Annotated in this window: 21 protein-coding genes; 12 read left to right on the forward strand and 9 right to left on the reverse strand. The window is 46.7% G+C overall.

Translation table 11 applies throughout. The features are described from left to right. Nucleotides 1-101: 101 nt before the first annotated feature. From DPO_RS19715 to DPO_RS24165, 5 genes are all read right to left on the reverse strand, one after another. A complete protein-coding gene (locus DPO_RS19715) occupies nt 102-1,055 on the reverse strand; it encodes an SDR family NAD(P)-dependent oxidoreductase (RefSeq protein WP_006968137.1) in 954 nt (317 codons plus the stop codon). 566 nt (nt 1,056-1,621) lie between these two features. Then, nucleotides 1,622-2,650, reverse strand: a complete 1,029-nt coding sequence (locus DPO_RS19720) for a phosphonate dehydrogenase (protein ID WP_006968138.1) — start codon at nt 2,648-2,650, stop codon at nt 1,622-1,624. 106 nt (nt 2,651-2,756) lie between these two features. Next, nucleotides 2,757-3,698 carry a LysR family transcriptional regulator gene (locus DPO_RS19725; protein ID WP_006968139.1) on the reverse strand — a complete coding sequence of 314 codons (942 nt, stop codon included), beginning with the start codon at nt 3,696-3,698 and terminating at the stop codon, nt 2,757-2,759. Nucleotides 3,699-4,044: 346 nt separating this feature from the next. Continuing rightward, complete coding sequence (locus tag DPO_RS25880; RefSeq protein WP_006968140.1) at nt 4,045-4,239, reverse strand: hypothetical protein; 195 nt, start codon at nt 4,237-4,239, stop codon at nt 4,045-4,047. A gap of 52 nt (nt 4,240-4,291) precedes the next feature. Next, entirely contained in the window at nt 4,292-5,725 is a 1,434-nt protein-coding gene (locus tag DPO_RS24165; protein WP_006968141.1) for a recombinase family protein, read from the reverse strand. Between the two features lie 388 nt (nt 5,726-6,113). Between DPO_RS24165 and DPO_RS19740 the strand changes: the two genes are divergently transcribed. Beyond that, nucleotides 6,114-6,554, forward strand: a complete 441-nt coding sequence (locus tag DPO_RS19740) for a TetR/AcrR family transcriptional regulator C-terminal domain-containing protein (RefSeq protein ID WP_083912090.1) — start codon at nt 6,114-6,116, stop codon at nt 6,552-6,554. Between the two features lie 50 nt (nt 6,555-6,604). Here DPO_RS19740 and DPO_RS24740 read toward each other — a convergent pair whose 3' ends face one another. Then, nucleotides 6,605-6,871 (reverse strand): VOC family protein, encoded by a 267-nt coding sequence (locus tag DPO_RS24740; protein WP_083912094.1) that lies wholly within the window; start codon nt 6,869-6,871, stop codon nt 6,605-6,607. On the opposite strand from DPO_RS24740, the gene DPO_RS19745 reads away from it, so the two are divergent. Then, entirely contained in the window at nt 6,870-7,268 is a 399-nt protein-coding gene (locus tag DPO_RS19745) for an aldehyde dehydrogenase family protein (protein WP_236610003.1), read from the forward strand. The two genes, DPO_RS24740 and DPO_RS19745, sit on opposite strands and share 2 nt — an antisense overlap. A 1-nt stretch (nt 7,269) precedes the next feature. Here the strand turns inward: DPO_RS19745 and DPO_RS19750 are convergent, their stop codons facing one another. Beyond that, nucleotides 7,270-7,698, reverse strand: coding sequence for a DVU_1555 family C-GCAxxG-C-C protein (locus DPO_RS19750; RefSeq protein WP_006968144.1), 429 nt, complete (start codon nt 7,696-7,698; stop codon nt 7,270-7,272). Between the two features lie 262 nt (nt 7,699-7,960). Between DPO_RS19750 and trsS the strand changes: the two genes are divergently transcribed. Both trsS and DPO_RS19760 read left to right on the forward strand, forming a co-directional pair. Continuing rightward, nucleotides 7,961-9,478 carry a radical SAM (seleno)protein TrsS gene (gene trsS, locus DPO_RS19755; RefSeq protein WP_006968145.1) on the forward strand — a complete coding sequence of 506 codons (1,518 nt, stop codon included), beginning with the start codon at nt 7,961-7,963 and terminating at the stop codon, nt 9,476-9,478. Continuing rightward, nucleotides 9,475-10,722, forward strand: coding sequence for a DVU_1553 family AMP-dependent CoA ligase (locus DPO_RS19760; RefSeq protein WP_006968147.1), 1,248 nt, complete (start codon nt 9,475-9,477; stop codon nt 10,720-10,722). The genes trsS and DPO_RS19760 overlap by 4 nt, the downstream gene beginning before the upstream one ends. Before the next feature lie 7 nt (nt 10,723-10,729). On the opposite strand, the gene trsM is transcribed toward DPO_RS19760, so the two are convergent. Beyond that, a complete protein-coding gene (gene trsM / locus DPO_RS19765; protein WP_006968119.1) occupies nt 10,730-11,434 on the reverse strand; it encodes a DVU_1556 family methyltransferase in 705 nt (234 codons plus the stop codon). Continuing rightward, nucleotides 11,388-11,747 carry a hypothetical protein gene (locus tag DPO_RS24745; protein WP_006968121.1) on the reverse strand — a complete coding sequence of 120 codons (360 nt, stop codon included), beginning with the start codon at nt 11,745-11,747 and terminating at the stop codon, nt 11,388-11,390. The genes trsM and DPO_RS24745 overlap by 47 nt, the downstream gene beginning before the upstream one ends. Before the next feature lie 140 nt (nt 11,748-11,887). On the opposite strand from DPO_RS24745, the gene DPO_RS19775 reads away from it, so the two are divergent. From DPO_RS19775 to DPO_RS19805, 8 genes are all read left to right on the forward strand, one after another. Then, on the forward strand, nt 11,888-13,243 hold the full coding sequence (locus DPO_RS19775) for an IS91 family transposase (RefSeq protein WP_006968122.1): 1,356 nt from the start codon (nt 11,888-11,890) through the stop codon (nt 13,241-13,243). A gap of 228 nt (nt 13,244-13,471) precedes the next feature. Further along, nucleotides 13,472-14,503, forward strand: a complete 1,032-nt coding sequence (locus tag DPO_RS19780; RefSeq protein WP_006968148.1) for an efflux RND transporter permease subunit — start codon at nt 13,472-13,474, stop codon at nt 14,501-14,503. 227 nt (nt 14,504-14,730) lie between these two features. Then, nucleotides 14,731-15,312 (forward strand): hypothetical protein, encoded by a 582-nt coding sequence (locus tag DPO_RS19785; RefSeq protein WP_152427743.1) that lies wholly within the window; start codon nt 14,731-14,733, stop codon nt 15,310-15,312. Between the two features lie 123 nt (nt 15,313-15,435). Continuing rightward, nucleotides 15,436-16,074: a diheme cytochrome c gene (locus DPO_RS19790; protein ID WP_006968150.1), complete on the forward strand. Its 639-nt coding sequence runs from the start codon at nt 15,436-15,438 to the stop codon at nt 16,072-16,074. Between the two features lie 43 nt (nt 16,075-16,117). After that, nucleotides 16,118-18,682 carry a cation-translocating P-type ATPase gene (locus DPO_RS19795; protein ID WP_006968151.1) on the forward strand — a complete coding sequence of 855 codons (2,565 nt, stop codon included), beginning with the start codon at nt 16,118-16,120 and terminating at the stop codon, nt 18,680-18,682. 38 nt (nt 18,683-18,720) lie between these two features. Next, nucleotides 18,721-19,026, forward strand: a complete 306-nt coding sequence (locus DPO_RS24750) for a TFIIB-type zinc ribbon-containing protein (RefSeq protein WP_006968152.1) — start codon at nt 18,721-18,723, stop codon at nt 19,024-19,026. A 70-nt stretch (nt 19,027-19,096) separates the two neighbouring features. Next, nucleotides 19,097-20,215, forward strand: coding sequence for a metallophosphoesterase (locus DPO_RS19800; RefSeq protein ID WP_006968153.1), 1,119 nt, complete (start codon nt 19,097-19,099; stop codon nt 20,213-20,215). 38 nt (nt 20,216-20,253) lie between these two features. Next, complete coding sequence (locus DPO_RS19805; RefSeq protein ID WP_006968154.1) at nt 20,254-21,054, forward strand: M48 family metallopeptidase; 801 nt, start codon at nt 20,254-20,256, stop codon at nt 21,052-21,054. Nucleotides 21,055-21,153: the final 99 nt, after the last annotated feature.

Genomic DNA, 21,153 nt, shown 5'->3' on the forward strand with positions numbered 1-21,153 from the left:
AAGATTAATGATCACGGGTTTTAGGCCCTAAACCCATACCAAAAAATCTACCTCTTTTGGGAGTGGGAGTAGAGCCTTTTGGTCACCCTATCGAGTTTTCTTTAAACAGGGGACTCAATCCCCAGGGACTTGGCAAAATATGGAATGGTTCTTTTTAAGCCCTCTCTGAGATCTATCTTTGGTTCCCAGCCGAGATATTCCTTGGCCGGAGCGTTATCAGCTTTGGTGTGCACTTTGGCTTCGCCGGTTCTCATCGGCAGATGTTCAATTTTCGATTTGCTTTTGGTCATTTCGATCACTATCTGGGCGATCTTGTTTATGGTGATGGATTCACCAACTCCGAAATCCATTACCTGCCCCACGGCAGCGTCGCAGGGGGCTAAAACGAGTGCTTCGACAATGTCATCTATGTGAACCCAATCCGACGATTGTTCTCCATCTCCAAATACTGGAATGGGTTCATTTTTAAGGGCAGCGATAATAGCTGAAGCCATGAATTTCCTCCCCTCGCCAGGTCGGTATGTATTCGGGTTCAGTATCGCGCGCTCTCGTGCACCGTAACAATTTTGAATATTGAGTCCAATGGTCGGAAGTCCGTAAACTTTATGAAACATCTGGGTAAACTGTGTCTGTGCGCCCTTACTAATAATGTAAGGGGTCAACCAAACAGAAAGAGGCGGCCTGGGAGGATGGACATAATACTTTACTCCGGTGTCCAGTGAGGCTTGCAAGACATTCAGTGTGCCAATGACATTTACCTCTACTGTTTCGACTTCTTGCTTAAAACGAGAACTCGTTCCCATAAGAGCGGCGAAATGATAGACAGTCTCAGCATCTTTAATGACATCCTCAACAGCGGCTTTGTCCCGAGTGTCACCCTGGACAAAATGAAAATTGTCTTTTTCCTCAAGAAGCTTTTGGGTTTCTTCATACATGTTATGCTGTTCGTTATTATCAAAGAGTGTTACGTCCTTTCCCATTTCGATTAATTTTTCAGCAACTTGCGACAGGATAAAACCCGTACCACCGGTCATTACAACTTTTCCTTCTTTCATTTTAATGTTCTCCATTTAAAATTTATTTATGTTTATGTCCTCGTACATGATCTTTATTGGTAAATAGCGTATCACCTCCTTCCGGCTCTAAGGCTTATAGATATAAAAAAACAAAAAATATAAGTCAATTTAATAATTTTTTAAATTTTTTAAATTTTTTTTATAACACTATGCTGTTTTCAGCGTTTTGCGAGGGTATTGGTAACTATATCTGCAGGAGGAGAATTCGCGTGGAGAGTATTAATTGGCCGAGAAAGCCTTCTGCGTTGGAGAAATTTTTATTAAAGTAGGTTTTATTAAGGGTTGTATAGCGAAAAGCAGCTATTGATTAAAGTGGTTGGCTGTTGGTGGTCAGATCCGGCCTTGTTGGGCAACAGGAAGGAGCCTGATGGCATTGAGGTAAACGATCATGACGCGAGCAATTAGGACGATTTCCTGTCAGAAAATTTTTTGCGATAATTTGAAAGCTGCTCATTTAGGAGAGGTGAACGCTATGAGGGGATATCATACGTTTTGAAACTTACTTGGTTTCCGACTGACCGGGCTGGGCACATACAAGTTCGACCTTAACCAGTTATAGCTGGCTTTAAAGGGACATCATTAACCGCCCCGTTAGGTTTTTCTCCTTTTAGAACCTGTAAAACACAAAGAGCTTGTCTTTTGAAAATTTCGAGCCGCGTTTCCATTACGGCCGTGCCAAGATGAGGAGTCAAAACTGTACAGCTTTTTTGATCGATAAGCCCCTGATTAACATCGAAAGGGCGGGGTACAATATGTGTATCTTCCATTTCAAATACGTCGGCAGCGTAACCAGCTATTTTTTTCTCCTTGAGTGCCTTTGCAACTGCTTCCTCATCGACAACAGAACCCCGTGCCGTATTAATAATAATAGCCGTTGGTTTCATTAAGGCGAGTTCTTTGTCGGATATAAAATGGAATGTTTCGTCTGTCAATGGCGTAGCAATACATATGAAATCAGATGTTTTAAACAGTTCCTCTAACACAACGTTCTCTATTTTTAAATCTTGCTCGTATTTAACCTCTAAGCGATGTCGTTGATAGTAAATTGATGTCATGTTAAATCCAACTGCACGGCGAGCAATTGCTCTTCCTAAAGAACCCATCCCGATAATGCCTAATGTTTTTCCGAAGATATTTTGCCCTGAGAATGGCGGAGGCTGACACCAGCCTTTCAAATCACCCGATCGAACAAAAAAATCCGCCGGAACAATCCCACGGGCACTGGATAATAACAGAGCCCAGGTTAAATCAGCTGTTGGTTCTATCGTTTCAGCATTTACTATGGTAACCCAAATACCCCTCATCGTTGCGGCAGGCACATTAATTCCATCGTGTCCGGCAGCACATGAGGCAATAATTCTTAATTGTGGACACGAAGCAATTATTTCTTCATCTATACAATCTGGCACAAAGCAGCATAAGACGTCAGCATTACGAGAGTTTCGGATGATTTCCTTCTTCGTCGGGCTTTCAAAGTTATTGTGCTCAATGACCTCGCAGAAAAGTTTAAGCAACTTTATAGCTTCCGATGGTATTTTGTGAGTATAGTATACACGAGGCTTTTTATCGGTCAAGGTAGGATCTCCATCTCCGTAATTATGCCACAGATTCTAAGAAGTTAATGCAGAAAAATGGCAGTTTTAGGATTTTGCATATAGGGTTATTGTTTTTTATTGCTTTTTAGCCTTGAATAAGAGATGGTCTCCTAATTGTTGATTTATCATGTAAGGATCCTAAGAATTTCTTCATTGCCAATGTAATGACTTTCCCTTTTAAATAAACAATACTAAAATTTTTTTTCAGTTCAATTCCATCAATTTTAATCGCCTTCAATTGACCACTCTTAAGTTCTCGGGAAACTGTATTTTCTCCGCAAATTGATATGCCCAGGTTTTCTTCAACTGCTCTCTTAACTCCCTCTGTGCTTCCAAGTTCAAGATACACATTCATTTTCTTCATCACATTTGGCATTTTCTCTTCTAATACCCTGCGGGTACCTGATCCACGTCCGCCAACGATAAATGGTTCATCTAACAGCATATCAGGTTTAATACTTTTAAGCTGTGTCCACGGATGCATAGCTGACGTGATCAAAATAAGTTTTTCCGCCCCCCAATGTTCCAAAACCAAATCTGAACTACGAACTTGCGCCTCAACTATTCCGATATCAATTTCATTGCTTAATAATTTCTGCTCAATTACTCTTGTGGTGTCGATCGAGACCTGGATGTTAATTTGAGGAAACCCATTTTTAAATTCACCAAGTATCGAAGGTAGAACATAAACCCCTATGTTATTACTGGCACCTATACATATACTGCCACGTTTGAGCTCGGAAAAATCACTAATTGCCCTTTTGGTCTCATTGATTAAATTGAAAATTAGACCAGTATAATGATAAAGTGTCTTACCTGCTTCTGTCAAGACCAATTTTTTATCCACTCTGTCAAAAAGGCCAACCCCATAAAAGCTTTCCAATGCCTTAATGTGTTGGCTCACAGCTGGCTGAGTAAGATAAAGTTCTTGTGCGGTCCGGCTGACGCTTCCTTTTTTTTCCAAAACACAAAAAGTTCTCAATTGATAAACGTTCATGTCACTATATTTAGAGTTGCTATCGTCCATTTTGTCAAGCCCTTAATCACCCTTAATCACTCAAGAATTCGCAGGATCGGTTAAAATAATGCTCAATGGAGTTAATAATAAATAAAATAAAAAGGATATGTAAATGTTTTTTTGCCTTTTGTCAAGAAATAGCTAAAAACTTTTTATAACTCTGAAAAATATGCCCCCGTCCCAGGAAGGACACAGCATGTTGTGTCCTTCCTGGGACGGGGTAAAGAGCTATTCAGAAAGATAAAGAGGCATTAGCCGTGAAGAATAATTATTGTTAAAATAGACCGGGAAAACTAAAATATGACTGAATTTGAGTATAGGACACCTGTAATCCCTCAACTCAATTTCAAAAATATCAGTTCCAAAAGGTATCAAATGCTGGAATCTGGGAGCCTGAATTATTATAATCGGAATCTTCAACGTATGTTAATTCAGGAATATAAACAGGTTCTATCTCAGGCGGATCATGGTTGCGGATATCCCAAAGGTTTAGATGCTTTAATATCTTATCTATTATTTCAAAATCATCAATGATAAAGATAATTTTCATTTGACCCTGGCATTTTGGGCAGACAAGAGGATCGACCTCATAGGATATGTTCTCATACTGCACCTCCTACAGTTCTTTCTAAACTTTTTTTGTTCACCCACTGATTGTCATTGATTTTTTCTTTCGAATCAGGAAAATACAACCATTGATTTTTATCATTACACCTGCGACCTTGAAGAAGTCCTTTCTTACGCCAACTTATCACAGTTGTTTCAGAAACACCAAGCTGGATACCCATCTGTTTTGAAGTCAACAGTCCTGATTCTTTGAGGCGATCAGCAAAACTTTTCAATCCTGCTGAATAACGAGCCCATCGTACACTCGCTGCCGAGAAGTCATTGCCAGCTCCACTTTTAAGACCTTGCAGGTTGAGTTTATCGGCAACCTGTGAATCTGTATATTTGTTAAACAGCTCATCCATTTTGGTCAACACATGTTTGGGAGTCTTAAGTCCCTGCCAGGCATTCAACGGTAAAGGCAGCTTCAAGGTAGTCGTTTTACCACCTCTGTAACGGACTTGGACTATTATTTGTTCTTTTTTGAGCAAGGTTACATCCTCTATCAATAAGGCTATATCTTCATATTGTTGCCAGGAAATATACCCAGGATGAGCATCAGGTATGAGAACTTGCCATCGATCTTTGGGCAAGACTTCCCACTTCTTCCTTTCTCCATTGAGTTTTTTCTTCCATTGGCCTCGACCATAGGAATAAGCTCCTGCATAACGGGGATTATGTAAAACTTCGAGAACACGTTTTACAGTTACAGGCCCCCAGATTACTTTACCTTTGTCTGCACCGGATATGATTTTCCTGGGGAATAAAAGTCCATTGTCACGAAAGTGTCTTGCTGTCCTATGTGCTGTCCCTGTACGCAAGAAGGTCTCAAACACCAGGTGTAGACTTGCTTGAACCTGTTGATCCGGATTAAGAATCACCTTGCCGTTAATGTCGTAGAGTAACCCTACCGGCAGTTGACAGCGAAGTTCACCTCTACGAGCTTTATTCAGGAGCCCTCCGCGCAATCTGGCCCTGAGAACGTGAGTTTCTGCTTCCGACATGGTACCCTTTAAACCGAGCAATAGCCTGTCATTAAAATCCGTTGGATCATATATACCATCTTCATCAAGAATAAGTGTATTGGTCAGAGCGCAGATCTCTATGAGCCTATGCCAGTCCATTGAATTGCGAGCAAGTCTTGAAACTTCCAGGCCCATAACAATACCTGCCCACCCCAGCCCCACTTCGGCAACCAATTTTTGAAATCCTTGTCGATCTACAGCTGTGCTTCCGGATTTCCCAAGATCTGTATCGATTACTTCAATACGCTCGGTGTGCCAACCTAGCGCGACAGCTCTCCGTTTAAGGTCATACTGCCGTTTGGTACTTTCCGTATTTTCAAATACTTGCCGAACTGTGGACTGCCGAATATACAAGTAAGCTGTCCGCTTAAGATGATTGGTGGTTATCTTTGAAGTCGCTTCCATGATTGAAAAGCCTCCTTCTGATTATAATGCCGGCCATTATTCCGACCAGTTGTGTTTGCATAGGTGAAAGAGTTTCCGGGGGGTCATTGGAATCAATATTGCCATAGAATAATTTTATTTGAAAATGATCAGAAGTTGCTTCTATCCATGCTCGCATCCCTTTTTGCAACATCACTCCCAGTCCATACACCTGGACAGGTGTGTCATAAGTCTTAAGCACATAACTCCGCAGATGTTCATAGTGATCACACAGCGCATCGCTGTTTAAAACTACTTTTTTTACCGGCCTCATTTTTAAAACAATTTTTTTTTCTTCTGTGCAAGAGCCCGTTGGATACTGCGTACATGTACTACTATATTGAACTTTTCTTTTATCTGTTTGGTCAGCATGCCTATATTGGACGGTGTTTTAGTATCAATTAAAAACCGATTCATGAAGAATGTCACTCAAGTCAGGAAAGAAACACCTGATGCGCTTGATCGCCTTCAGTTGCTTTTAAATAAACAGGCTCTTATGTTAAATGAAAACAGAGCCATTCCATATGTTGTGTTTGCTGATGGAATCTATGCGGGAAATCCTGAACGAAAGGCAAAGGTAGCTAAAATTATGATGACTTTTCTCAATATGGTTCAAAAGATAATAAATGAAGGAAGGACAGATGGATCGATCCGTGAAGATGTCGTTCCAAGCACTGCCGCCATTATGTTTATAGGGATGATTATGCCAGTTGCAATAATTTCGAACCTTTCCGATGGCCTTTTTGACATTAATGAGCATTTGAAAAATGTCTGGCCTGTTTTCGATAGATGTATTTCGACAAATAGCTGAAGGCTTCTTTTACTCGACGATTTTAGGATTTGAAAGCACTTAATAATTTTTCATTTTTTCATTATTTTAGTGTCTTGCCATATTTCTATTCGATGTCCTTCAGGATCAAAAAGATAGAAAACTCTCGCATTCCAGGGGTGGTGTTTGATTTTTGTTGGCTTAAGTTTTCTTTCCACAACCTTTTTCCATACAGCATCAATATCTTGTACCTGCAGGGCAATGGTAATGCCCTTTTCTTTTAAACTTTTTATTGTAGATTTTTGCTCATTTGCAACCCCTGTGATCGTGACAGACACAGCCCCGGCCATGCGGATCATGCAGGAGGAAATATTCGGCCCGATCTTGCCGGTGCTTCCCTATACGTCCCTCAAATCGGTGATCGATTATATCAATGACAGGCCCCGGCCTCTGGCCCTGTATGTTTTTACCCGTGACCGGCACATGTCAGATACCGTAATCGCACACACCCGATCCGGCGGGGTGACCGTCAATGACTGCGCCCTGCACGTGGCCCAGCACGATCTGCCCTTCGGGGGCACCGGCAACAGCGGCATGGGTCATTACCACGGCATGGAAGGATTCATAGAATTTTCCAAGCTGCGGCCGGTGTTTCACCAGGCCCCGCTGTCATCCACCGCTGCCCTGACCCCGCCTTATGGAGCCCTTGCCGCCAGGGTCTACCAGGCCATAAAAAAATTTCCCTGGCTGTCCTGATTCAGTTGCGGTCCGGGGGGTCTGCCGGGTCAAACCCGTTTTCCACCAGGATGGCCATCAGGCCGTCATAAGATGTTTTCAGCAGCCGGCCGCAGGTTTCCGGATCCGGGGCCGGGTAGTGCTTCCCGGCAATGCCGGCGCATCCGGTTCCCCCGCATGCCCTTGTCTGTTCGATGAAAAAAGAGGCAAAGGCTTCCTGCATGGGGATCAACCGGTCCTGGTCCCCCGCTGACATCATGGCCAGGATCCCCATGCCGCCGGTGAGAATGCCGCAGGGCCCCTGTTCAATGCCCGCGCCCATGCACAGCCCCCCGCTGAAATCAACAAGCGAAGGATTCTGTTCACCCCACATATCAAGCACCATGATCACCATGATCTGGGTACAGCAGTATCCCTGGTGCTTCAACTTCAACAACCGGATATCATCCATGATGGATCTCCTGAGGCCAGTTGGTTTTTTTTTAGTTATTTATGGTTAGTATTTATCTTTTATAATAATAATTATTCTTGATAATCATAAAAAACCTTCAATTTATCACAATATTTATGGTAGAATTTTTTCAGTTTTGCAAGACCTGATTGCTCCTTTTAATGTTGTATTCCATTCACCAAAGAACGTAACCATGTTTATCGTAAAAACCTTTTTTTGATTTACGTGAGTTCAATAAGGCTGAGATCAGATGTGAAAAACAATGACACATAGTAACCATAAAACCGATTTGAAACCCCGTTGCTCCAGCAGACACATCATCCGCCGCACCTTTTCGGTCTGCCCGGTCTGCCTGAAGCGGATCCCGGCATCCCATGTCCAGGCCGGGGTTGCAGTTTTCATGGAAAAAGAGTGCCCGGAACATGGATTTTTTTCCACCCCGGTCTGGCGCAATCATGTTCCCATCACAGAGTGGATCGGGGATGTCCCGGAAATCCGGGACGGGGAGAACCTGGACTGCCCCCATGCCTGCGGCCTGTGCCCGGACCACCAGCGGGAAACCTGCTGCGTGCTCCTGGAGGTCACCGGGCAATGCAACCTGCACTGCCGGTTCTGCTTTGCCGATGCAGCCCCGGCATTGGACCCGGCGACCGAAACCGTCAAGGGATGGCTGGACCAGCTGGCGGTACCGGGCAAAACCCTGGTGCAGCTGTCCGGCGGAGAGCCCACGGTGAGAGACGACCTGCCGGAAATCATCCGCCATGCCAGACAGGCCGGGTGTGCCCATGTGCAGCTGAACTCCAACGGCATCCGGCTGGGGCAGGACAAAGCATACGCCGGATCACTGGCAGAGGCCGGACTGTCTTTTGTCTTTCTCCAGTTCGATGGAATGGATGACGATGTTTACCGGACCTTGCGGGGAAAACCGCTTTTGGAGATCAAAAAGAAAGCCATCACCCATTGCGGAGAATGCGGCATCGGGGTGACCCTGGTGCCCACCCTGGTGCCGGAGGTCAATGTCCACCAGATCGGTGCCATCATCGATTACGGGATCTCCATGTCCCCATGGGTGAGGGGGGTCCATTTCCAGCCGGTCAGTTTTTTCGGCCGGATCCCCCAGATGCCCTTGGACCAGATGCCTTCGGACCAGATGCCTTCGGACCGGATGCGCCTGACCCTGGACCAGCTCATGGCAAAGATCGAAACCCAGACAGGCGGCCGGATCGCCAGACAGCACCTGCTCAGCTCCCGGTTCAACCACCCGTTGTGCAAGTTCCACGGGGATTTCGTGGTCCTGCCGGACAGCATCATGCCCCTGTCCCATCCCCGGGACCGGTCCGGGAAGTGCTGCGACTCCCCTGTCACCGTGGACCAGAACCGGGCCTTTATCACCCGGCGGTGGCAGCGCCCGGCACCGGATCTGCTGTCACCGGCCGGTGAGGCCCCTTCCAGGTGCTGCCCATCTTCCGGGAACATTGTCCCCGCCAGCTGCTGCAACCCGAATGCACTGACCGCACCCCGTGAAGGACGGTTTCCTGACAAGCCGTCTCAAACCCCGTTTCCCATGAACCCGCCCCCGGACTCCCTGGACCTGGATTATTTCATGAACCGGGTCAGAACCCATGGATTCACCCTCACTTCCATGGCATTCCAGGATGCGGGCAACCTGGACATAGAACGGCTCCGGCGCTGCAGCCTGCACGTATTTGACAACGGCCGGTTCGTCCCGTTCTGCGCCTATTACCTGGCGGGCTGGCAACCAAAGGAAGGGTCCTCGTGATTTCCCCCATCCCCTCCTGGACAGCCCGAAGAACCGGCCTGGGCACCCGGCTGTCCCCAGACACCTTAGAGGCGTGGCAGCTGGAACGGTTCCGCCAGGTGCTTCGATATGCCCGGGGAAAAAGCCGGTTTTACCACGACCACCTGGCCCATGTGGACCCTGGGGCAGTCACCCGCCGGGAGGACCTGGCCGGTATCCCCTTCACGGTTCCCAGAGACATTGTCGAGCAGGGCACCCGGATGGTATGCATCTCGGCAGGAGAGATCTCCAGGATCACCACCCTGCTCACCTCCGGGAGCCAGGGTCCCCCCAAACGGATCTGTTTCACCCGGAACGACCTTGACCGGACCATTGATTTTTTCGCCTGCGGCATGTCCACCCTGGTCACCCCGAAAGACCGGGTGATGATCTGTATGTCCAGCGGGACCCCGGACAGTATCGGGGACCTGCTGCAACAAGGCCTGGCCCTTATCGGGGTGTCCTCGCTGATCTACGGCAATATCAGGGATCCGGACCAGGCCGCCGGCCGGGCCGGGGAATTTGACTGTCTGGTGGGTCTGCCCGCGGAAATGCTTTACCTGGCCCGGACCGCCCCCGGTCTCCGGCCGGCCACGGTGCTGCTCAGTGCCGACTATGTGCCGGACAGCATCATCCAGGTCCTGGAATCCACCTGGCAGTGCCGGGTGTTCACCCATTACGGCATGACGGAAACCGGTTACGGCGGCGGAGTCCAGTGCGGGGCCCGGCAGGCGTATCACCTGCGGGATGCCGATCTTATGGTGGAAATCGTGGACCCGGATACCGGCACCCCCCTGCCCCCGGAGCGAACCGGGGAGGTAGTCCTGACCACGCTCCAGAATGAGGCCATGCCCCTGATCCGCTACCGCACCGGGGATCTGGCAAAGATGGCGGCAGGCCCCTGCCCCTGCGGTTCATCTCTGCACCGTCTGGACAAGGTATCGGGCCGGCTGTCCAACTCCGTCCGGCTGGACGGCCAACACTGCCTGAACCTCGCGCAGCTGGATGAAGCGCTTTACGCGGTCCCGGGCCTCAGGGGGTACCGGGCGGCTGTCCATCCCCCCCGCCAGGTTCACCTGATCCTCGACATGGGCGGAAAAGAAGCATTGCCTGAACTGCCGGAGGAATTGAAGCAAACTCTCTCTATCCCCGTGGAGATCACCATCCGGTACACATCCCTGCCGCCCTGTACACCCAACGGGAAACGGTTGCTGACCCTGGGTTGATACCCGGTCAATGATATTTTGTCGCAACGAACAGGCCGTACCCCAGTTTCAGACTTCCGGTACGGCACATGTGTGTCAGGCGCCCGCAGCCGGCCGCGCCGGGCAGAGCATCCCAGAAACGGTCCAGACTGCCGTATTCAAACACGATCTGGCCGGCCAGCTGTTTGAGAAACCGCGTGTGGTCCTCCATCAGGGTGATGGTGAACCCTGCGCTTTCCAGGATCCGGATCAGGTCAATGATCCCCATGGCCCCCTCCATGCAGGAGGTGAACGGACCCTCTCCCTGGTACTGCCTGACCGCGGAAAGATATTTTTCCGGTATATACAGATCCGAAAGCACCAGATGGCCGTCGGGCCGAAGGATACGGTAAAATTCTCCCAGGCAGCTGGATTTCTCCTGAACCAGGGAAAACACGCATTCGCAGAAAATGCCTTTGAACGTGTCTTCCTCAAACGGCAGCCCCGGTATCCGGGCCTGGACCAGTTCCGGAAACACGGAAGACGGCCGTCCGGTACCGTGCCGCCTGTTCCTGTCAACGGCCCGGTCAATGCTGATATCAATGCCCACCACCCGGATGCCGAATTCATCTGACAGATACCGGCCGGTGACCCCATACCCGCATCCGGCGTCCAGAACCCGGTCCCCGGCCGCAAACCCGCAGAAATCAAAGGCCCTGTCCGTCAGGTGCAGGCCCCCCCCCGGCCCGGGCATCGGCAGGGGATCCGGGAATAAAGGAGCAATCCTCGTCCACAGTCATCCGGTGGCTCCAGGTGTTCAGCTGATCCGGCATCTCGTGGTCATAGCCTTCAAAATGGGGGACCTCTTCGATGAGGGTGCGGTATGCATTCGGGGCGGTGGCAAACTTAGAATTGCCCACGCCCTGGTCACACCTTCCACCAAGCGATCCGGAATCTGTTCGGCAATGGTAATGACGGCCGCATCGAATCCGGCATGGTCGATGGACAGCCGAAACGATGTTACAGACCAGGTCCCAAACCGCATCGGGATGTGGGTAGTTTTCCATTTCTTTTTTTATGCTTTTTTTTGTTTAATTTATACAACAAATGTTGTAATTTTTAAACAAATGGCTGTTGTTTTCATCCTGCATTATTCTGACCATCACTCTGGCCGGCCGTAAAACAGATTAATTGTATTGATTTAATAATGGCCCAAATTGACAATCATCATTTTGATATTTACCAACCGCGTAATCCTAAGGCAAGCGCATATTACAAGTGTGTCGAAAATCATTTTGAAGAGCTGGAAAGGGCCTGGGATGACATGTACGCATCCCGGTATGGATTCTGGCGCACCTACGTCATGACGGTGATTTACAAATATCTCGACTGTGGAGATCTCCATATAGGATTTGCCAGGGTCCGTTGTGAAGAATGCGGACACGAGTATTTGCTGGCATTTTCCTGCAAACGCAGGCAATTCTGCCCGTCTTGCCATCAGAAACGGGTGATTGAATATGGCGAATGGCTGTTAACGGAGGTGCTGAAAGATGTCCCCCATCGGCAGTGGGTTTTCAGTATCCCCAAACGGCTGCGGATCTATTTTCTTTATGACAGGAAGCTGTTGGCTAAATTGTCGATCTGTGCCTGGAAAGTGATGAATACATACTTGAAATCTGTCGTTTCCGATGAAACCGGCGTACCTGGTGCCAGTATCGCGGTACAAACTTACGGGGATTTTTTGAATTTCAATCCGCATCTGCATGCTATCACCACTGATGGCTGTTTTCTTAATGACGGCAGTTTCAAGGCGGCACCAGGTTTTATACTGGAGGATCTGGAAAAGATTTTCCAATATGAGGTGCTGAAAATGCTCAAGAAGGAGGGAAAAATTAATGATGCCGTCATTGAGAATATGCTTTCATGGCGCCATAGTGGTTTCCATGTTTATATCGGTGATAGAATAACACCGTCAGATACAACCGGTCTTGGCAACCTGGCCCGTTACATTATCCGGGCCTGCTTTTCACAGGAGAGAATGGTTTATGTTCCAGTTGAAGACTTAGCAGATGGTATTGCCAAAGTTGTTTATATATCCAAAGACGGGAAGTCCAGGAAAGTTTTTACAGCACTGGACTGGTTGGCCAGACTGACGACTCATATTCCGGGGCGGTATGAACAGACGGTAAGGTACTATGGTTGGTATTCGAACAAATCCCGCGGGATGCGGAAAAAGGCCGGCACGGATGATACCATCCCTGCTGTTATGCCCAATGATATATCCTCCAAAGAATCCCGGCGGAACTGGGCACGGCTGATCCGGAAAATTTATGAGGTCGATCCGCTTGTGTGCCCCAAATGCCATGGTGAAATGAAAATCATCAGCTTTATCGAAGAATTTGATGTCATTGAAAAGATATTGCGCCATCTCGATCTTTGGGACATCCACAACCATGACCCGCCACAGAAGGTTTTCGATTACATTCTTGATCTGGTCTGCGCGTGGTCTTCAGGCTATGATGAGGCAGACTCCCGGATTCCGGAATTTGAGCACTGGTATTGATTTTTTTGAAATTGGGTTGAGGGATTACGGTGAGTTATGCTCAAAATCCGATTTATTCTGAATTTATTCTGAACATTTTTCAAAATTTTGTCAGGAATTTCAAAATATTTCTTTCTTGTTTTTTTTGATCTTGATTTTTGTCTTGACATAAACTGACCACCCCTGATACAAGCACAACATGTTGTGCTTGTATCAGGGGTGCAATAATATTTTTAACTGAAGGGATTTTTGATACTTTCTTTGGCAAAAAGCAAGTTCTTATCCTTTTATACTTTCTTTGGCAAAAAGCAAGTTCTTATCCTTTACTTTCTTTGGCAAAAAGCAAGTTCTTATCCTTATCCTTTTTTTTATGGTGCGGTCGCCTTGAGACTTCAGGATAACCGCAACGAGGTCACGGTGAAGGTATGGTTGCCCGATGACGAACGTTCTTCTCTGGCCACTATCGAAAACATGGTGTTAATGTCGCCAACCGGGGAGATCCTTCTTGAAAATGCTGTTGAAATTGTACCCAATCAGGCCTATACATCCATTCACCGTGTAGATGGGAGAAGAACATTGACGGTTACAGCCGATGTCAATCCTAAACCCCGTACTCAGCAGATCATCGCGATTCTCGATCAGGAGGTACTGCCGATGCTGATGAAGAGATACCCCGGATTGAGTTGCAGTTATGAGGGGCATCAGGCCGAGACCCGGGAAAGCATATCCGGGCTGATAAAAGGTTTGCTGGTGGCCCTGCTGGGACTATATGCCATGCTCGCAATCCCTTTTAAAAGCTATTTTCAACCCCTTATCATCATGTTTGTTATTCCTTTTGCCATGATCGGGGCGGTGATAGGGCATTTGATTATGGGGTATTCGTTGAGCGTAATGAGCCTGTTCGGGATGGTTGCGCTCACAGGTGTCGTCATTAACGGTTCTCTGGTACTCATTGATTTTGCTAATCGAAAACGCCTGACCGGTGTTACGGCATTCGAAGCTATTCTATCCGCTGGAGTGAAGCGTTTCCGTCCGATTATGCTAACGACACTCACGACCTTCGGCGGATTGGCTCCCATGATTTTCGAAACCTCCCGGCAGGCAAAATTTCTAATCCCCATGGCTTTGTCCCTTGGATTCGGGGTACTTTTTGCAACTTTTATAACCCTTTTCATGGTGCCTTCGGCTTACATGGTGCTCGAAGATATCATCAGGGTGATTGATATCAAACCGGCTCAGAAAAACAGTGAGGTAATTATTGATACTGTGAAGCAACAGTGAAAATATCTGCTGTAATATTTTTTAAAACTACCCGTGTTTACAGTGGGTAGCCTGCAACGAAGGACTCAAATGCTCAAATGGATGTTTTGCTGAAATCTATCAAATCGTTGCTGCAACAAGAAAATTCAGGCGAGAAGCTCAATAGAAATGAATTATAACTTATTAATATTAAGAAACAAACGTCTTAAGGTGAAAAAAACGAAGGAGTCAATACTATGAGAAAAAGAATGAAAAAATATAATCTTTTAATGTTCTTTGTATTTTTCTTTATTATAGCATTGGAACCCTGGTCTTTGGTAACAGGCATGGCCGATGATGACCATGAAATTTCAGAATATTTTGAACGGGAAGACCAGCACAACTCTCCATTTTCGGAGACCGACAATGAAGGCAATGAAACTGCGGGTCAGATTGCAGCATTGCTTTTACTTATAGCGAACTTGCCGGTAGCAGTGAGCATTCTGATAAAGGGAATCAATCAATTTCTGCCGATAGGAGCTGGATTAAAAAAAATACTGTCAAATCTTAACAGAATACAAAAAAAAGCCTTTATGGGGTTTCACTACTATTTGAATCTATCTATTTTGGGAATCATTCTCTGGCACTGGTTGGCTTCACAATGTAAATCTTCATTCTTGCCGGAGCTTGGGGCGATAGTGATGTTGATTTCGATGATTTTGGGATTTCTCATGAAATTTAAGTTATGCCCCAAATTCTTCAGGAAGAATGCTTACAAGATTCATACCCAACCCATTATTTTTATCGCTATGTTTTTGGTCTTGACGGTAGGTCATCTGATCGTCGATTAGCCTGGAGAATGTTTGTCTGGCTGTATCGAGCATGGATCTGTTTTAACAGCTTAAATATTTTGATTTGATTTTAAAAAGATGAGTACTGATATTGAAAACCGATTTTTTATGGAGGAAATTAAAATGTATCACAAGACAATGTTTTTTATGTTTTGCCTGGTTTTCGTCACTCTTTTTTCGATTCCTTCTTTCCTGGTTTATGCTGATGATGACCATAAAGAAAATATGTGGGGCAATCTGTTAGCCGACGGAAAAGGGGATAATGATGACAACTGCCAACAAAAAAGAAAGCAAGACCACCATCGGGATGAAGGCCACCATAGGGATGGAGATCATGGCAATAGCTCTGTAAAATCCTTGGCCAACCCGACTTACCAGTTTCAATGCGGGGCCTGCCATTTTGCCTATCAGCCGGAATTTCTACCGGAATCTTCCTGGATAAAGATCCTGACAAGCCTTGATGATCATTTTGGAGAATCCATTGAACTGGATGCTGAATCAGAAAAAATCATTACAGATTATCTGAAATCCAACAGCGCTGACCATAGCACGACAAAACGAGCGGCCAAAATCATGAAGGGACTTGGGAATCAGACCCCTTTGAGAATTACCCAAATCCCGTATATCATAAAAGAACACCATGAGATTACTCCGGATATATTGAAGCGGGAATTCATAGGTTCTTTATCAAATTGTATTGCTTGTCACACAACGGCTGAAGACGGAATTTATGATGATGACAATGTAAAAATTCCCAAATAGAGCAAGTACGACAGGAATATGTTCCATTTATTAAGGATTAAAAATGAGCAGCATATCGTTTGAGAATTTAAAAGGTCTTGCGCAGGAGGAGGTAGTCCAGCGGCAGAAGCAGGATGGTTTTAATGAATTGCCGACCCAGGGAAAACGAAAGGGTCTGGAAATCCTGATCGGGGTCTTAAGAGAACCCATGTTCCTGTTGTTGATCGCATGCGGGGCATTGTATCTGCTGTCTGGCGAGTTTCAGGAAGCATTGATGCTGCTTGGGTTTGTTTTTGTCATCATCGGCATCACCTTTTATCAGGAACGGAAAACAGAGCGGGCGCTCGAAGCACTCAAGGATCTGTCCAGCCCTCGGGCATATGTCATTCGTGATGGGGAAAAAACACGCATCCCCGGCAGGGAAGTGGTCTGTGATGATATTATCCTGCTGTCGGAAGGAGACCGTGTTCCTGCAGACTGTATTCTGATTCATGCCGTCAATGTTTCCATTGATGAATCTCTTCTGACCGGTGAATCCGTGCCTGTGCAAAAAACATCCACAAAGGAGACCTCTGCTGAGATAGGTAAACCGGGAGGAGATGATCTTCCCTTTGCTTTTTCAGGAACTCTGGTTGTATCCGGTCAGGCCGTAGGAATTATAAAGGCGACAGGAATCCGAACGGAGTTGGGAAAAATCGGCAAAGCGCTTCAATCCATTGAAGAAGAGCGCACCCCGCTTCAGATTCAGACCGGGAAGGTCGTCCGCACATTTGCGATTGTCGGTTGCATCCTTTGCACGCTCGTGATTGTGGTATACTGGCTGACCCGCGGCAACCTGCTGGAAGGATTTCTTGCCGGATTGTCTCTGGCCATGGCCATCCTTCCAGAGGAATTCCCGGTTGTTCTCACCATCTTTCTGGCGCTTGGCGCCTGGCGGATCTCAAAATTCCGGGTGTTGACCCGGCGGGTTCCGGCAGTGGAAACCCTCGGCTCGGCCACCGTGCTCTGTGTTGATAAAACCGGGACACTGACCCTTAATCAAATGACAGTATCCGATATTGTGGCCGGCAATCAGGTATTTAAGGTTGAAAAGACGAATGAAATACTTCCCGAAGAATTTCATGAAGTGGTCGAGTACAGCATTCTTGCAAGCCCGGTCGACCCCTTTGACCCCATGGAAAAGGCCATGAAGGAGCTGGGTGAACAAACCCTTTCACAGACAGAACATCTTCATTCGTCATGGACGTTCCAGCGTGAATATCCCTTAAGCAAAGAACTGCTTGCCATGTCCCGGGTCTGGACGTCGGCTTCGGGTGAAGACCTTGTTATAGCCGCCAAGGGCGCTCCTGAAGCCATTGCGGATCTTTGTCATTTTGATGCACCAAAATTGAAATGGCTTGGAGAAAAAATCGATATGCTCAGTAATCAGGGCAAACGGGTGATCGGAGTTGCATGTGCCCGCCAGAGGAAAACAAATCTGCCTGAGGAGCAGCATGATTTCCAGTTTAAATTCCTCGGATTAATTGGCCTTGAAGACCCTGTCCGTCCCAATGTAAAAGGGGCTATCGAGGAATGTTACACCGCCGGCATCCGAACGATCATGATTACCGGGGATTATCCCGGTACTGCCATGAGTATTGCCCGGCAGATTGGTCTTCAAAATCCGGATCAACACATTACCGGTTCTGAATTGGAAGCATTAACCAATGAACAACTGGCAGCGCGCATAAAAGAGGTCAACATCTTTGCCCGCATGGTGCCGGAACAGAAACTGCGTATAGTTCAGGCCCTTAAAATAAACAAGGAAATCGTTGCCATGACGGGTGATGGTGTGAATGACGCGCCTGCCCTGAAAGCCGCGCATATCGGGGTAGCCATGGGGGGCCGCGGCACGGATGTCGCACGTGAGGCTGCTTCTCTGGTGCTCCTTGATGATGATTTTAATTCCATTGTGACGGCAGTGCGGATGGGGCGGCGTATTTATGACAACCTTAAAAAAGCGATGATGTTCATCCTTTCGGTTCATATCCCAATCGCAGGACTGTCATTAATACCCGTACTGTTGAAATGGCCCTTGATTTTATTCCCGGTGCATATTGTTTTTCTTGAACTGATTATTGATCCCGCATGCACGTTGATCTTTGAAGCTGACAAAGATGACAGCGGTGTCATGAACCGAAAACCGCGCAGTATTGATGCCAAACTCTTCGAAGGGTCGACACTTCTGAAGTGCTTTTTTCAGGGAGGCCTGACCTTGGCTGTTACCATTGCAATTTATCTGTTCATACGCAATGATCATTCTACTGAGACGGCTCGGGCACTGGCCTTTTTAACGCTTGTGGTCTGTAATCTTGGAATGATTTTATCAAATCGCTCCCTGACAAAATCAAGCATCAGCATGCTGAAAGAAAAAAACGCGGCATTTAAATGGGTCATGACCGGAACGGTTGCAGTCATGTGCCTTGTGCTTACCATACCTTTTTTCAAAAACCTGTACCGCTTCGGATCGGTTTCCTTGAATGATTTTTTTCTGGCTCTGGCGGGTGGTCTTGTGGCGATCATTCTTATGGAGCTTGTAAAGGTGATTCCTTTGTTCAACAGGAAAAACCGATTTGCCAAGAATGTATGAAAAATTTATAAACAACAAACACAGAGGAGAAAAATGAAATGAAATGCCCCGTATGCAAAACAAATGATTTAATCATGTCAGACCGACAGGGTGTGGAAATTGACTATTGCCCGGAGTGCCGAGGCGTCTGGCTTGATCGGGGGGAGCTCGACAAGATCATAGAACGATCTCTTCCGTCAACAGCCGCAGGATCGGAACGATCGTATCGTGACGCGGATCGTTCGTCATCGCATGACAAAAAACATGGTCATGGACATGGACATGACGATCATCACGATTCAAAGCATGGATATGGAAAATCATACAAGAAAAAATCTTTATTAAAAGATATTTTCGATTTTTAACATTGCTTGTGGACCCATTTATGAATTTAAACAGGAAGAAATTCAGTAAACATTTCTTCCCTGGAGAACCATGTTCGGAACCGTTTTAATTTCAGTCTGCACCTTTATGCATGTCTATGTTTTCTGGAGAGCAGCTTCCATACCGTTTGTGGAACAACACATGTCCAGAAAGAGTTTCATCGGCACAGCCCTGATTCTGTGGGCCGTTTTTTTTCTTGGCCGCATCCTGGGGCATTCCAGAACGGGAATTCTTGCAGGTGTTCTTGAGTTCCTGGGAATGAACTGGATGGCTGTTTTATTCCTGACGTTTCTTCCTCTTCTTTTGATTGATCTCATAACTCTTTTCGGCTTTCTTATGCCCCGGTTAGCCCCTTCACTGAGAGGGGCTGCCCTGGTCGTTGGGATGGTGCTCTCGGTAATTGCACTCTTTCAAGGCATGCGGCCGCCGATAGTGGAAAAGTACGAGGTAACCCTTCCCGACTTACCCAGTGCTCTGGATGGAACAGTGATTGTGGCCCTGTCTGATATGCATCTGGGGTCGCAACTCGGCAAGGGTTGGCTGGCAGCTCGGATTGCCCAGGTAAAGGAACAAAAGCCCGATCTTGTATTGTTGCTGGGTGATATTTTTGAAGGGCATGGACCTCCTGAAGATAAGTTGATTGTGCCATTCAATCAACTTTCAGCATCCTATGGACTCTGGGCGATTCCCGGCAATCATGAATTTTACGGGGGAAGCAGAACAAATCTGTTTGAATCAGCAGGGTTTAAATTGCTTAATAACACATGGGTTGAAGTGAGGCCGGGTCTTGTCCTGGCAGGCGTGGAGGACCTGACAACCAGAAGCCGGAATGGTCAAAACAACGATTCCATCTCGCAAGCCCTCGCAGGTCGCCCTCCCGGGGCCACAATTCTTCTTTCTCATACGCCGTGGCAGGCTGATAAAGCAGCCCAAAAAGGCGTGAAATTAATGCTTAGCGGACACACCCATGGCGGCCAGATATGGCCCTTCGGCTATCTGGTCCGAAAAAGATATCCTCTTCTGGAAGGGCGTTATGAGGTGGATAAAATGACAGCCATTGTTTGCAGAGGCACGGGAACATGGGGGCCGCGCATGCGGCTGTGGCATCCCGGTCAGATTCTGCGTGTGACGTTGAGAGGAGAAGGGGGGCAATCCTTCAAGACGAGATGAATGATATGACTCACCCTGAAATTCTGTAAGGGAAAAAGATGATGAACCGTGTGATTATATGCTTGTTTTGTTTGTCAGTTTTTTGGGGATGTGACAATACCAATCTGGATCTTGCCACACAAGCAGGGATAGACGTCATTAAAGCCGCCACATTGAGTGACAATGAGGTTGAGCTCCTTGCGGCAAATGCTTCAAAACAATTAGATTCAAAAAATCCGATTGCAGGAATCCAAAATTCTTACGGAATTAGGTTGGAAAAACTTGTGGGGGACCGATACAATTCAAACGGGTATGTATTTGATTTCAAGGTTTATCTGTCACCAGAGATCAATGCTTTTGCCATGGCAGACGGGACCATAAGGATTTATAGCGGACTGATGGACATGATGAATGATGAGGAGGTGCTCTTTGTGGTGGGGCATGAAATGGGCCATGTAGTGGAAAAACACATCAAGAAAAAAATCATGCTGGCCTATGCTGCGAGCGCGGTGCGCAAAGGGATCGCTTCCCAGGAAAATCTGGCCGGGGATGTAGCTCGATCTTTCATGGGTGGCCTGGTTCAGACACTGCTAAATGCCCAATTTTCACAAGCAGAAGAAAAGGATGCTGATGACTTTGGCATTCTGTTTTTAAAAAACCATGGGTTTGATATTAATGCTGCCATATCGGCCTTGAAAAAACTGGACGGCTTAGGGAATAATCATTCCTTTTTATCCAGTCATCCTGACCCTGCTATCAGGGCTGAACGCCTGCAAAAGCAAGTTGCTTCGCCTGGAAAAATTATCACCCCATCGTTTCTGGACAAATTAATTGCCAGTATTATCAGGCTATTTCCATGAGATATTGAAAAAGTCAAATATGGTATCTATTTTTTTCCGGTTTGAATTTTTAATTCAACTTTATAGCCCTGTACCAGTAGGACAGGACAATTATTCAAA

The organism is Desulfotignum phosphitoxidans DSM 13687, assembly GCF_000350545.1.
Lineage (GTDB): Bacteria > Desulfobacterota > Desulfobacteria > Desulfobacterales > Desulfobacteraceae > Desulfotignum > Desulfotignum phosphitoxidans.